The 415-nt window shown below is 40.5% G+C and carries 2 pseudogenes; both read left to right on the forward strand.

The annotated features are described in order from the left end of the window. A pseudogene (locus AC1M9D_RS14110) lies at positions 1-118 on the forward strand (aromatic-ring-hydroxylating dioxygenase subunit beta); the annotation flags it as partial. 62 nt (positions 119-180) lie between these two features. Then, positions 181-415 (forward strand): annotated as a pseudogene (locus AC1M9D_RS14115) (oxidoreductase); the annotation flags it as partial.

Here is a 415-nt window from a genome sequence, read left to right on the forward strand (position 1 = left end):
AGCAGATGTGATTTACCACTTGGTACGTGATGAAGAAAATGGCTTCAAGATTCGTCGCAAGGTGATTAACCTCATTAATTCAACCGATACCCTGGCGGGTATTAGCTATATTTTGTAAGAGGAAATAGGGATTAGCTTTTTGCTAATCCCTATTTGTTTAAAAGGATCGAATGAGAAAAGATGATGTGTTTACATGATGTGGTCGTAAAAGATCGTTATATACAAGGCGGCACAATCGCAGTACTGGAATTGGCATCTGCGAATGAAAATACACTCCCTGAAATCGAAGTAGGGGCACATATTGATGTGCATTTGCCGAATGGTCTAATACGCCAATATTCACTTTGCCAAGATCCTAAACAAGTCGGCATTTTTCGCCTCGGTATTTTGAAAGATCCTCAGTCACGTGGTGGTT

The sequence above is a fragment of the Acinetobacter sp. ANC_7682 genome, from assembly GCF_056779795.1.